We start from the raw sequence: 14,702 nt of genomic DNA, 5'->3' as shown, positions 1-14,702 counted from the left end.
ACAGTTAGCACATCCTTTTTGTGCTTTTTAAGCTACTAGTGACATGTTTAGCAATACAAGGATCATTTATCTAGGTAATTATTCCTAAAAAATTACAAAGTTCGTCAATTCATTTACAATATATGCTAAGATTAATGTAATCCATACTATGAAAGGTTAATAGCTTTGTTTTTTCAACATTTTAAAATAATAGATTCATAAGGAGGAAGAAATGAAAAGGGCATTATTACCTACTGTTTGTATTGCAGTTTTGTCAACAGTCGCTTTCGAAGAAAAAGTTTTTGCAGCACAAAGTGATACACTTGTAAGTGAAAATACGATGAAAACTGCGACTCAATATGTAACTATTAGTTCCGGATTCTTAAATGTTAGAGAAAATGCATCAACAAGTTCAAGCGTAGTTACGACTCTTAATAACGGGACTGAAGTAACTGTTTATTCGCAAGAGAATGGTTGGTCGAAAGTGAAAGTGAACGGAAAAGTAGGGTTTGTGAGTTCAAAATACTTGACGTCTGCAAAGACGAATATAATTCCTAGCACACAAGCTTCAACTGCGAAAACTACAACAAAATATGTCAATCTAAGCAGTGGTTCTCTAAATCTGAGAAAAAGCGCATCCACACGTGCAGATATTGTGACAACCATAAAACAAGGAACTGCAGTGACAGTCTATTCAGAAGAAAATGGTTGGGCGAAAATAATAGTAAGTGGAAAAGAAGGATATGTAAGTTCAAAATACATAACGTCAACAAAGCCTGAAACAGATTTCAATACAATAGTAATGAAAACAACAACAAAATATGTCAATGTAAGCAGTGGATCTCTAAATATGAGACATAGTGCAACAACAAGTGCAGATATTGTGTCAACCATAAAACAAGGAACCGCAGTGACAGTCTACTCAGAAGAAAATGGGTGGGTAAAAATAAAAGCAAATGAAAAAGAAGGATATGTAAGTTCAAAGTACTTATCCTCAACTAAGCTTGAAAAAAAATCTGACACTTCAACTCCAACGGTGAATACGACTACGAAATATGTCAATGTAAGCAGTGGTTCTCTAAATCTGAGAAAAAGTGCAACAACAAGTGCAGATATTGTAACAACCATAAAACAAGGAACCGCAGTGACAGTTTATTCACAAGATAATGGTTGGGCGAAAATAAAAGCAAATGGAAAAGAAGGATATGTAAGTTCAAAGTACTTAATCTCAGATAAGTCGAAAACGGATTCCGACATTCCGGCTTTAACGGAAAAAACGACAACAAAATATGTTAATGTAAGCAGTGGTTCTCTAAATCTAAGAAAAAGTGCAACAATAAGTGCTGGTATTGTGGCAACCATAAATAAAGGAACCGCAGTAACAGTCTATTCAGAAAACAATGGTTGGTCAATGGTAAAAGTAAATGGAAACGAAGGATATGTCAGCACACAATACTTAACTTCGGCAAAAACTGAATCAAGCTCCAGTCCATCAGCTTCTCCTGCGAAAATGACAATAAAATATGTCAAGGTATACAGCGGTTCACTAAATATGAGAAAAAGTGCGTCAACAACAGCATCTATTATTGTGAAACTAGCAAAAGGGAAAGAAGTAAAAGTTTACTCAGAATCTGCAGGATGGGCAAAAATTGAAGCATTTGGTCAAATTGGATATGTTAGTAGTCAATATTTATCTACTAAAAAGTATGATGAGACTAGTAATACATCATCTCAAATCACAAAAACAATGTATGTAAATGTAAATACAGGTTCAAGTTTGAATTTTAGAAAAAATGCATCATCAAGTGCAATTATTCTCGCTAAATTAACAAATGGGAAGGAATTATCGGTTCATTCAGAAGAAAACGGCTGGGCAATGGTCACGGTTGATGGACAAACGGGGTATGTTAGTGCAGAATATCTCACCTCAGTTAAACCGTCAACTATTGAAAAAGCGGATGAACAAAAAGAATCATTTAAGTATAAATATGTTAATGTAAGCATTGGTTCAAGTTTAAACATGCGTACGAAAGCATCAGCGAATTCTTCTGTTATCGTTAAACTTGCAAATGGTGTAGAAATAAAAGTATATTCTGAAGCCAATGGCTGGGCACAGGTAGAAGCATACGGAAAGGTTGGTTATGTAAGTTCACAATACCTTTTAAATACTAAACCTAGTGCAGGAGAAGGTTCAGGTGCAACCATTGATAATAGCACGAATAATAATGAGATAGTTGAAAACGAAACGATTTCAAAATATGTAAACGTCATGATAGGATCAACATTAAACATGAGATCAGAACCTTCTACAATTGCTTCTGTTATGACTAAATTAACACGCAGTACAATGGTAACGGTATATTCAGAAGAAAATAATTGGGCAAAGGTTACAGTTAATGGTCAGACAGGTTATGTAAGTTCACAATATTTGTCAAATGAAGAACCATATTCACCAGAAACAAATGATAAAGATAATAATGAAACATATAATAAATATGATATAACTTTAGATGAATTAACTGGAATTCAAATGCTTGTTAATCCCCAAACTGATAAAACCTATGAAACATACATAAGAGAAGATGCATTAACAATAAATAGTTCATCTCGTGGTACCGTAAGAGGGACATCCTGGAATGTACGCGGTGGCGCCGGGACGAATTATTGGGTTGTTGGGACAGTTAGAAATGGTGACAGTGTGGAGATCCTTTCAAAAGTAATTGGTGAAGATGGGTACATTTGGTATGAAATTAACTATATTAAATCTTGGGTAAATGCAAGCCCAGAGGATGTAAAGTATTATTTAGATCCTGGTAATTTTACTGATACATCAGTTGACTCACTGCAATTTTTAAAATTATCTGTACCTGCTAATCTAAATGCTAATGAAGTAAATGAAAGAATTCTAGCTGGGAAAGGGATATTAGATGGGTTGGCCACAGCCTTTATTACAGCGGGAGAAGCATATCATGTAAATGAAATTTATTTAATATCACATGCTTTATTAGAGACAGGTTACGGAACTTCACAACTAGCTAATGGCGTGCTTGTGAATGGTAAGCGGGTTTATAATATGTACGGTATTGGTGCTTATGATGGATCTGCTGTAACTAGTGGTGCGAAATATGCCTATAATGCTGGGTGGTTTACACCTGAAGCAGCGATTATTGGCGGAGCGAAATTTATTGCTCAAGGTTATATTAGTGGTGGTCAAGATACGCTTTATGAAATGAGATGGAATCCTGCTTCTGCAATCATAAATGGGTATGCCTCACATCAATATGCAACAGATATTGGCTGGGCTGCAAAACAAGTAAAGCAAATTTATAATTTATATAGCTTAATAGACTCATATAATCTGGTATTAGATATACCTGAATATAATAAATATTAAAAAAGGGTTGACACTTTTTATAGTGTCAACCTTTTTTAATAATGGCTGTATACACAGACTTTGTTGTTATTTACCAAATAGTACGGTGTGGTTGATTGCAGCTAGAGATGCTCGCTTTCCGGGGGGGCGGGCGGTGAGCCTCCTCGGCGTAAACTCCTGTTTGAGTCTTACCTGTCCCGCTGCTCTAAGCAGGAGTCTCGCAATCTGCTCCAATCAACCTTAAGTAGTTATCGTTTTAAAAGCATCAATCTCTTAGAAAAAGAGCCTTAATAATACATAAATAATTAATTAGATATACGGTTTAGCTCACCCATTTACTATTCTATTGTTAACAATAGAATAGTAAATGGGTGTAACATGCAAAACACCGTTCCTTATTAAACGATGTTTTTGCTAAATCCGAATCAGCCTTTTCGTAAACGAAATACCAAATCCTCATTTGGGGTCACATATACAGTTTGTTGATTGTCATAAATGACATAACCAGGCTTAGATCCACTAGGCTTTTTAACATGCCGAATGGCTGTGAAATCAACTGGAACTGAACTTGAATTTTTAGCTTTACTAAAGTAAGCAGCAATATTTGCTGCTTCTAATATTGCAGTCTCTGATGGGTGTTTGCTTCTAATCACAACGTGAGAGCCGGGTATATCTTTCGTATGAAACCATACGTCATCACGAGCTGCTAATTTATTTGTTAAATATTCATTTTGCTTATTATTCTTGCCAACTACGATTTCAGTACCATCGCTTGAAAGATAATGTTCAAGTACTGGCTTTAATGATTTTTTCTTTTTAAGATTTCGAGATTGTCTTTGTTTTAAATAGCCGCCTTCCATCAATTCTTCACGAATTTCTTCAATGTCTCTTGGGGATGCAGATTCAATTTGTTGAATTAATCCCTCAAAATATTGTATTTCACTTCTAGCAATTTCAATTTGTTGTTGAACAACCTCAATTGAATTTTTCGCTTTTTGATATTTAGAAAAATATTTTTGAGCATTTTCAGACGGTGTTTTTTGAGGATCTAATGGGATTGTGACTACACCGTTATTTTCATCATAATAATTATTAACTTGAGCTGTTTTATCACCTTTTTTAACTGCATAAATATTTGCTGTTAACAATTCTCCATAAATCCGATATTGATTGGCTTTTTCAGCCTGATCTAATGTTGCTTCTAATTTCTTAATTTTATTTTCATTTTTCTTTTTTTCATTTACGATGAATCGTTCCAAATCATTTCCTTGCTGTTTTACACGGTCTCGTTCTGCTTTTCCATAGTAATAGCGGTCTAATAACTCAGAAACTGATGAAAAGGTTTTAGCCTCTGTACTTTCTAAATGTGTAAGATTCATCATATAAAAGGTTTCACGATTATTTTTATAAAAAATTTGTGGTTGTATTTTATTATCCCTAAGCTCGTTAATCATTGTAATAAATGTTTTTGGAACAGTTGAGCGATTCACTAATCCAGCACGATAGATAACTTCTTTTGCAAAAAGTGGTGAAATTCCAGCAAACTGCTGAACAAGCTGAGCATCAAGTTTGCCAGAGTTAAAATCCAGCTTTTTCAAGAATGTTTCCTCATCCGCTTCAAATGGATTAACCTTCCCTTGCTGTGGCGGCAGTACGTATGGTTGGCCAGGAAGAACTGTACGGTGTCGGTTAACGGCTGGAGACAAGTGTTTCACACTATCTAAGATCATATCACGATCTTTATCAACAAGGATGATGTTGCTGTGTCTTCCCATAATTTCTATCATTAATCGCTTTTCTGTAAGATCTCCAAGCTCATTTCTACTCTTAATATCAAGGATGATAATTCTTTCCATATCAAGTTGTTCAATATGTTCGATAATTCCTCCTTCTAAATGCTTTCTCAGCAGCATACAAAACATAGGTGGTTCACTTGGATTTTCATAGCTTTCATTCGTTAAATGAATTCTTGCATAGCTTGGATGAGCAGATAGAAATAAGCGATGATTTTTTCCACCTGCTCTTATTTGAAAAATTAGATCATATTTATAAGGTTGATGTATTTTTGTGATTTTACCATTTTGCAATCCTTCTTTTAATTCTTTAGTGATTGTATATGTAAATAAACCATCGAATGACATGGCTCAAATCCCTTCTGTCTAACATGCACCATGGGTGTATGAATATTTATGTATTTTCTAAAACCTGTTATAAGTTTTCTATCTGATTATAGCATGTTTTAGGACGAGGCTGAATAAGTTGTCTTATAGGTGAATTTCCATTTGAAGGAGATAAAAAATATCAACCGCCGAACTTCAATTAGGGGTGGAATAAGCTGGTAAAACACATTTTTGTTTAACACTTGTTTATTTGCAAAACTAAATATGAATGGAAGGTATGTTAAGCGGGTTCTGTACATCTGACAATTTTTTTGCTTTGAAAGGATTTAAGTCAGCTTGCAGGACTTATTAGCGAGAAATGGTTGCAGTCTTAAATGCAAAAATTTTTCTGTTTAAGGGGTGTGTAGGGAATTCATGAAATGGCATGAAATGAGATCAGAAGAAGTTATGAATTCGATTAGTACGGATGTAGAATCAGGGCTGACTAGTAAGGAGGCACAAAAAAGAGAACAGAAATTCGGTTACAATGAATTGAAAGAAGCAGATCGCCCTTCAGCGATTATTATCTTTTTAAGCCAATTTAAGGACTTTATGGTTCTTGTGTTATTAGCAGCTACATTGATCTCTGGCTTATTAGGAGAGTATATAGATGCCATTGCGATTATTGCAATTGTTATCGTAAATGGTGTTTTAGGGTTTTTTCAAGAGAGAAAAGCTGAACGCTCACTTGAAGCATTGAAAGAGCTTTCGGCACCCCAAGTTATGGCTTTACGAGATGGTGAATGGAGAAAAATCCCTTCAAAAGAATTAGTACCAGGCGATATCGTTAAATTTACAAGTGGGGATCGTATTGGTGCTGATATGAGATTAGTTGAAACAAAAAGCTTAGAAGTTGAAGAATCAGCGTTGACCGGTGAATCTCTTCCTGTACAAAAATCGGTAGAACCTATTTCAGGCGAAGAAGTTGGTCTTGGTGATCTAACAAATATGGTTTTTATGGGTACGTTAGTAACGAGAGGTTCTGGAATCGGAATCGTTATTGGTACAGGAATGAAAACAGCAATGGGGCAAATAGCAGATCTTTTGCAAAATGCTGAAACGATGGAAACACCTTTGCAGCGACGTCTTGAACAGCTAGGAAAAATTTTAATTGTTGTTGCCCTTTTCTTAACAGTACTTGTTGTGGGGATAGGTGTGTTACAAGGCCATGACCTTTATAATATGTTTTTAGCTGGTGTATCGTTAGCAGTTGCCGCAATACCTGAAGGACTGCCGGCAATTGTTACAGTCGCTTTATCACTTGGTGTTCAGCGAATGATTAAACAAAATTCGATTGTACGAAAATTACCAGCAGTTGAAACATTAGGCTGTGCATCTGTAATCTGTTCAGATAAAACTGGAACGATGACTCAAAATAAAATGACAGTTACACATGTGTGGGCTGGTGATAAGCAATGGAATGTAAGTGGTACTGGTTACCATCCACATGGAGAATTTTTTATTGAAGACAATCCAATTGATGTCGCAAAATCTAAAACGCTTCAACAAATTTTAACATTTGGTTCATTATGTAATAGTGCTGCAATTGTTGATCGTGATGGTCAGTTTCAGCTTGATGGTGATCCAACAGAGGGAGCTCTTTTAGTAGCAGCTATGAAAGCAGGACTAAATAAAGAGAGTTTATTACGGAATTTTGAAGTGATTGAAGAATTTCCGTTTGATTCAGCCAGAAAAATGATGAGTGTCATAGTAAAGGATAAAGCTGGAAAACGCTTTGTCGTAACAAAGGGAGCTCCTGATGTACTACTTGGCATTTCAAAACAAATTTTATGGAATGAAAAACAGGATAGTTTAAGCCGTGAGTATGAAGATAAGGTAAAACGTGCAATTGAATCTTTAGCATCTCAAGCACTCCGGACAATTGCGATAGCCTTTAAACCTTTACAATCCTCAGATAGAATCGTTACGAGTTTCGAAGCTGAAAAGGATTTAGTTTTTATCGGATTACAAGGGATGATTGACCCGCCGCGTCCTGAGGTAAAACAAGCTGTTAAGGAATGTCGTGATGCAGGAATAAAAACTGTTATGATTACTGGAGATCATGTCATAACAGCAAAAGCAATTGCCACACAATTAAATATTCTGCCTGCAAATGGTAAAGTAATGGAAGGGAAGGACTTATCTGCACTTTCAGTCGAAGAGTTAGAGGAAATAGTAGATAATGTATACGTGTTTGCAAGGGTATCACCCGAGCATAAATTAAAAATAGTTAAAGCACTTCAAAACCGTGGCCATATTGTTGCCATGACAGGTGATGGAGTAAATGATGCTCCCGCTATTAAAGCAGCTGATATTGGAATTTCAATGGGGATAACTGGTACGGATGTTGCGAAAGAAGCATCGTCACTTGTATTAGTAGATGATAACTTTGCTACAATAAAATCTGCAATAAAAGAAGGCAGAAATATTTACGAAAATATTCGTAAATTTATTCGTTATTTACTTGCTTCAAATGTCGGAGAAATTCTCGTTATGCTTTTTGCGATGTTACTTGGATTACCATTACCACTTGTACCGATACAAATCCTTTGGGTGAATCTAGTAACAGATGGTTTACCAGCGATGGCACTTGGCTTAGATCAACCTGAAGGTGATTTAATGAAACGTAAGCCACGACATCCAAAAGAGGGAGTATTTGCAAGAAGTCTTGGCTGGAAAGTAATCTCTCGTGGATTTTTAATTGGTGTGGCAACATTAGCTGCATTTATGATTGTGTATTATCGTAATCCAGATGATCTGGCATATGCACAAACAATTGCGTTTGCAACCTTAGTTATGGCTCAACTTATTCATGTATTCGATTGTCGCAGCGAAAAATCGATTTTTGATCGTAATCCGTTTGAAAATAAGTATTTAATTGGTGCTGTTATTTCGTCGATCCTATTAATGCTTGTTGTCATTTACTATCCGCCGTTACAACCAATTTTCCATACAATTCCGATTTTACTAAGAGACTGGTTATTAGTGTTAGGATTATCTTCAATTCCAACTTTTTTACTTGCAGGTTCACTTTTAACAAGAAAATCTGAGTAGACTATGTTATAATCCTTAAGGGGGTGACCCAAAAAGTCATCCCCTTTGCTTATTGGTTTAAAAACATGATATTTTATTATAGTATTGATTCATCATTTATTTTTAAACACTGAAAGTAATAAGCTGCCTGATAGAAAGAGATGTGATACATAATGGTAGTAAGTATGACTGGATTTGGTCGGGCAAGTGGGCAAATAAATTCATGTTTTCTGACAGTTGAATTAAAGTCGGTAAATCATCGATTTCTTGAAATAAGTGTAAAAATGCCGAAACAATTTATGTGGCTTGAAGATAAAATAAAAAAACTTATCTCCCAATATGTTAGTAGGGGGCGTATTGAAGTTTATGTCAATATCGAAGGTGAATCATTAGTAGATAAATCCATCAATATAGATTGGGTTTTATTAACTCAATTTGTTGATTCCCTTAAGCAAATAAAGGCGCGCTTTTCTTTAAATGACGAAATTTCACTTGATCATATTTTATCCTTAGGTGAAGGCTTAGATATTAAAGAAGAGCCCAAATCAAATGTCGATATAGAAAATGTCCTATTACATACAGTAAAGTCAGCACTTCAAAAGTTAACAGAAATGAGAAAAACGGAAGGTGAACAGTTAGCGCTTGATCTAAAACAAAGGCTGGTAGCTATGACAAACATAACAGTTGATTTAGAATCTACTGCACTCTCAATTATTGAGCAATATCGTGAAAAACTTCAAAAACGAGTATCAGAATATGTTTCAGGTATAATTGATGAAAATCGTATTTTAACCGAAGTAGCACTATTTGCCGATAAAGCAGATATAAGTGAAGAATTAACAAGAATACATAGCCATATTTATCAATTCGGAGAATCATTACAAGCAAATGGACCTATTGGTCGTAAACTTGATTTCATCGTACAAGAACTAAACAGGGAAGTAAACACCATTGGTTCAAAAGCAAATGATAGTCAAATTGCAAAAAATGTCGTTGAATTAAAAAGTATTATTGAAAAATTAAGAGAACAAGTTCAAAATATTGAATAAGGTCATTTGTAAAGTCTAAATTAATCAGAAATTGAAGATGTTTTAAGCCTTCAATTTCTGATTAGGCTGAATCTTAGAGTGTTTTGACTGTAAAGAAAAATGTTTAAAGTTAAGCCTTAGTACATAAATTTAATAATTTCCTTCTATTAAAACGTACTATTGATTATAAACAAACTTTAAAGGAAAAAATAGACTTGTCCTTAATTAGGGGTAGGGGGAGAATACATATGAGCATTAAACTAATTAATATTGGCTTTGGCAATATTGTTTCTGCCAATCGCATTATTTCAATCGTTAGTCCTGAATCAGCTCCAATTAAGAGAATCATTCAAGACGCAAGAGACAGAGGCATGCTAATTGATGCGACATATGGCCGACGTACACGAGCGGTTGTCATAATGGATAGTGATCACATTATCCTGTCAGCTGTTCAGCCAGAAACAGTTGCTCAACGACTTTCAAATAAAGATGATTTATCAGACGAAGGGTAGGGAATAGAAGCATTGATAAAAGAACGAGGATTGTTAATCGTCCTATCAGGTCCTTCTGGTGTAGGAAAAGGAACGGTTAGAAAAGAATTATTTTCGCAAGAAGATACATCATTCGAATATTCTATTTCAATGACAACAAGGAAACCACGTGAAGGAGAAGTTGATGGAATCGACTACTTCTTTAAATCCCGTGAGGAATTTGAAGAATTGATTTCACAAAATAAACTTTTAGAGTGGGCTGAATATGTTGGAAATTATTATGGTACACCGATCGATTATGTAGAAAAAACGTTAAGTGAAGGTAAAGATGTCTTTCTTGAAATTGAAGTACAAGGTGCACTTCAAGTACGAAATGCCTTCCCTGAAGGATTGTTTATTTTCCTTAGTCCGCCTAGTTTAAGTGAGCTAAAAAATCGAATTGTCACAAGAGGTACGGAAACAGAAGAGTTAATTAATAATCGTATGAAAATGGCAAAAGAAGAAATTGTGATGATGGATGCTTATGATTACGTTGTAGAAAATGATCATGTAAAATTAGCTTGTGAACGAATTAAAGCTATCGTCATTGCAGAGCATTGTCGACGCGAACGGGTAGCACCTCGTTACAAAAAAATTCTGGAGGTTGAATAATATGTTATATCCATCAATTGATGTTTTAATGAACAAATTAGATTCCAAATATACACTTGTAACTGTTGCGGCAAAGCGCGCACGTGAAATGCAAGAACTTAGTGATCAGCAAATTGCTAAACCAGTATCTTATAAATATGTTGGGAAAGCATTAGAAGAAATTAACGCAGGTCTATTAAATTATCAACGCCCAGAAAAATAATGTAGACAATAACAACCTAGGTTATAGGTTGTTATTTTTTTCAAAAAGGTATTAGGAGTAGGAATATATCATTAGGATAAGGAGCTTCTTCTTATCTGATAAAAGGGGTGGAGAGTATGGTAACTGGAAAGAAAATTTTACTTTGTGTTAGCGGCGGGATTGCCGTCTACAAAGCTTGTGCCTTAACAAGTAAATTAGTACAAGCAGGAGCGGAAGTAAAGGTGATTATGAGTGATTCAGCAATGGAATTTGTTTCACCCTTAACCTTCCAAGCCTTATCTCGAAACGAAGTATACTATGACACATTTGATGAGAATAATCCGAAAGTTATTGCACATATCGATCTTGCAGATTGGGCAGATATCGTTCTAGTTGCACCTGCAACGGCCAACGTAATTGGAAAGCTTGCACATGGGATTGCAGATAATATGCTTACTACAACATTGCTTGCAACAACTGCACAAGTTTGGATTGCACCTGCTATGAACGTACATATGTATGAACATCCAGCTGTCAAAAAAAATATCCAAACTCTAAATGAATATGGATATCAATTTATTGAACCTAGTGAAGGTTTTTTAGCATGTGGATATGTGGGAAAAGGAAGACTTGAAGAACCGGAAAAAATTGTAAATTTACTTAATCAATATTTTGAAAAGAGAGCTTTAGGCCAGCCGCTTAAAGGTGTGAATATTGTCATAACGGCAGGACCAACTAGAGAAAAAATTGATCCTGTTCGCTATATTACCAATCATTCTACAGGTAAAATGGGATATGCAATCGCGGAAGAAGCGGCCAAATTAGGTGCAAATGTAACGTTAATTTCAGGACCTACCTCGCTTGCAACGCCAGCATATGTGAATACCATTTATATTGAATCAGCACAAGAAATGTATGACTGTGTAATGAAATATTTCCCACAAGCAGATGTTGTGATTAAATCAGCTGCAGTAGCGGATTATCGACCAAAAATCACCTATGACCAAAAGTTAAAAAAGCAAGATGGTTTACTTTCTTTCGAAATGGAAAGAACAACTGATATTTTAAAAGAACTTGGTAAGCGGAAAAAACATCAATTACTAGTTGGGTTTGCTGCAGAAACAAATAATGTAGAAGAATATGCAAAGAAAAAGCTGGAAACGAAAAACTTAGATCTTATTGTCGCTAATAATGTAACCTCAGAAGGAGCAGGATTTGGTACTGATACGAATATTGTCACCATCTTTGATCGTAATCTTGATAAGCTCGAGTTGCCACTTATGTCAAAGCACGAAGTAGCAAAAAAACTACTAGAAAAGGTACAGTTGCTTCTAAGGGTGGAGAATAAATGAAATATGCCAGTGTCATCGTTGATGTGCCAGCAAAGCAAACAGATCGAGCCTTTGATTATAAAATACCTGAAGAGTGGCAAGAGTTACTAATACCAGGAATGAGGGTCATTGTTCCATTTGGTCCTCGGAAAGTACAAGGCTTTGTAATCGAGACAAAAGACCAGTCAGATTGGAACCGTCTAAAGCCTATTGCGGAAATAGTCGATTTAACACCTTGTTTAACACCAGAGCTATTGGAGCTTGGTCAATGGCTAACAGAGAAAACATTATGCTTTAAAATATCAGCTTTTCAAGCCATGCTTCCAGCAGCTATGAAAGCGAAATACGAAAAAGGATTAAGACTTTTGACAGATGACCTGAAAAATTTAACTGAGATTCTTCAACCCTATTTTCAAAAGAATGACCAAGTAAAGCTTACCGATATTGAACAAACTGTTCCATTGCGTATCATTCAAAAAGAAATTGAGAAAAGCTATTTAGAAGTTATCTATAATGTAAAGCAAAAAACAAATAAAAAAACGGTTAAGGTCATTAAACGAAATCAATCGATTTTACAATTAACAGAACTTTTTAAGCAATTTCCTGCAAATGCCAGAAAACAATTAGACATTATCAACTATTTTATTTCAAATCAGATTAACGAAATTCCATTACACGATTTATTAATAGAGGCTAACTCTTCATATGCTTCGGTAAAAGCACTTATCAAAAAGGAAATTTTCGTCGAAGAAATAAAAGAGGTTTATCGTGATCCATATCAAGATAGGGATTTTAAAAAAACAAATGCTTTACTTTTAAATAATGAACAACAACAAGCAATTGCACCAATCCTGGATTCAATTAGGGAAACGTTTCATGATGTTTTTCTCTTATATGGAGTAACGGGAAGCGGGAAAACAGAGATTTATCTTCAGTCAATAGAAGAGGTGATAAGAAAAGGAAAAGAAGCGATTGTCCTCGTTCCAGAGATTTCGCTAACACCGCAGATGGTTAATCGTTTTAAAGGGCGTTTTGGAGCAAAGGTAGCTGTTTTACATAGTGGACTTTCTTCTGGTGAAAAATATGATGAATGGCGAAAAATTCAACGAAAAGAAGTACAGGTTGTAGTTGGGGCAAGATCAGCTATTTTTGCACCTTTTGAAAACTTAGGGATGATTATTATCGATGAAGAGCATGAGTCAAGTTATAAACAAGAAGAAAACCCTCGTTATCATGCAAGAGATGTTGCTATTTATCGAGCACAAATTCATAAATGTCCGGTTGTATTGGGAAGTGCAACACCAACATTAGAATCATTTGCAAGATCTAAAAAAGATGTTTACAAATTATTATCTCTAAAAGAGCGAGTAAATAAGCGATCAATGCCCCGTGTAGATATTATTGATATGAGAGAAGAACTTAGAAGTGGTAACAGGACAATGTTTTCTAATGTTTTAATTGAGAAACTGACTGAAAGACTTGAGAAGGGTGAACAATCTGTATTATTACTCAATAAAAGGGGTTATTCTTCATTTGTGATGTGTCGTGATTGTGGTTTTGTCATTCAGTGTCCACATTGCGATATTTCTTTAACATATCACAGACACGGACAACAGTTAAAATGCCATTATTGTGGTCATGAGGAACAGATGCCAAATGTATGTCCAGAATGTCAGAGCGAACATATTCGATTTTTTGGAACAGGTACACAGCGAGTGGAGGAAGAATTAGTAAAGGTTCTTCCACAATCTCGAATCATTCGCATGGATGTTGATACCACCGGAATGAAAGGTTCACACGAGAAACTGTTAACAAAATTCGGTCAGAAAGAAGCCGATATATTATTAGGAACGCAAATGATCGCTAAGGGTCTTGATTTCCCAGATGTGACACTTGTTGGTGTTTTAACAGCTGATACTATGCTGAATTTGCCAGACTTTCGAGCTTCTGAGAAAACATTTCAACTTCTCACACAAGTTAGCGGTAGAGCAGGTAGACATGAACTTCCTGGAGAAGTCATTATCCAAACCTATGCTCCCGAGCATTATAGTATACAGTTGGCAAGTCATTATGATTATGATTTGTTTTTTGAACGAGAAATGCAACTTCGTAAAAACCATGCTTACCCACCTTATTACTACTTAGCCCTTCTTACAGTCTCACATCCAGAAATAACAAAGGTTGTTTCAGTAACTGAGAAAATTGTTCAATTTTTAAGATGGAATGTAGAAAATGAAACGAAAATTCTTGGTCCTGTAGCTTGTCCTATTCCAAGGATCAAAGATAGATATCGATACCAATGCATGGTAAAATACAAACGGGAAAAGAACTTGAACGAAACCTTAAGAAAAATTATGGAACACTTCCAGCCTGAGATAAATTCAGAAGATTTAACAATAGCAATTGATTTAAGCCCTAATACGATGATGTAGGTGTAGTTTATTTAGTTTAAATCACTTAGAATGATATCCTCTAG

At 35.3% G+C, this 14,702-nt stretch carries 9 protein-coding genes; 8 read left to right on the top strand and 1 reads right to left on the bottom strand.

What is annotated here, in order from left to right:
• The first annotated feature begins 211 nt into the window (after positions 1–211).
• Positions 212–3,373, top strand: a complete 3,162-nt coding sequence (locus GMB29_RS17705) for an SH3 domain-containing protein (protein WP_136351294.1) — start codon at positions 212–214, stop codon at positions 3,371–3,373.
• A gap of 404 nt (positions 3,374–3,777) precedes the next feature.
• Here GMB29_RS17705 and GMB29_RS17700 read toward each other — a convergent pair whose 3' ends face one another.
• Positions 3,778–5,493 carry an Rqc2 family fibronectin-binding protein gene (locus GMB29_RS17700; protein WP_136351293.1) on the bottom strand — a complete coding sequence of 572 codons (1,716 nt, stop codon included), beginning with the start codon at positions 5,491–5,493 and terminating at the stop codon, positions 3,778–3,780.
• Positions 5,494–5,886: 393 nt separating this feature from the next.
• On the opposite strand from GMB29_RS17700, the gene GMB29_RS17695 reads away from it, so the two are divergent.
• From GMB29_RS17695 to priA, 7 genes are all read left to right on the top strand, one after another.
• Positions 5,887–8,565: a calcium-translocating P-type ATPase, SERCA-type gene (locus GMB29_RS17695; protein ID WP_136351292.1), complete on the top strand. Its 2,679-nt coding sequence runs from the start codon at positions 5,887–5,889 to the stop codon at positions 8,563–8,565.
• Between the two features lie 152 nt (positions 8,566–8,717).
• Positions 8,718–9,593, top strand: a complete 876-nt coding sequence (locus GMB29_RS17690) for a YicC/YloC family endoribonuclease (protein WP_136351291.1) — start codon at positions 8,718–8,720, stop codon at positions 9,591–9,593.
• Between the two features lie 227 nt (positions 9,594–9,820).
• Positions 9,821–10,084 (top strand): extracellular matrix/biofilm regulator RemA, encoded by a 264-nt coding sequence (gene remA / locus GMB29_RS17685; RefSeq protein WP_066337900.1) that lies wholly within the window; start codon positions 9,821–9,823, stop codon positions 10,082–10,084.
• Between the two features lie 15 nt (positions 10,085–10,099).
• Positions 10,100–10,714 carry a guanylate kinase gene (gene gmk, locus GMB29_RS17680; RefSeq protein ID WP_136351473.1) on the top strand — a complete coding sequence of 205 codons (615 nt, stop codon included), beginning with the start codon at positions 10,100–10,102 and terminating at the stop codon, positions 10,712–10,714.
• A gap of 1 nt (position 10,715) precedes the next feature.
• Positions 10,716–10,916, top strand: coding sequence for a DNA-directed RNA polymerase subunit omega (rpoZ, locus tag GMB29_RS17675; RefSeq protein ID WP_046514597.1), 201 nt, complete (start codon positions 10,716–10,718; stop codon positions 10,914–10,916).
• 116 nt (positions 10,917–11,032) lie between these two features.
• Entirely contained in the window at positions 11,033–12,247 is a 1,215-nt protein-coding gene (gene coaBC / locus GMB29_RS17670) for a bifunctional phosphopantothenoylcysteine decarboxylase/phosphopantothenate--cysteine ligase CoaBC (RefSeq protein ID WP_136351290.1), read from the top strand.
• Entirely contained in the window at positions 12,244–14,658 is a 2,415-nt protein-coding gene (gene priA / locus GMB29_RS17665; protein WP_136351289.1) for a primosomal protein N', read from the top strand. The genes coaBC and priA overlap by 4 nt, the downstream gene beginning before the upstream one ends.
• Positions 14,659–14,702 lie beyond the last annotated feature (44 nt).

The sequence above is a fragment of the Metabacillus sediminilitoris genome (assembly GCF_009720625.1).
Taxonomy (GTDB): Bacteria; Bacillota; Bacilli; order Bacillales; family Bacillaceae; genus Metabacillus; species Metabacillus sediminilitoris.
Note: the sequence above shows the minus strand (reverse complement) of the source record. Positions and strands in the feature narration are given on the sequence as shown.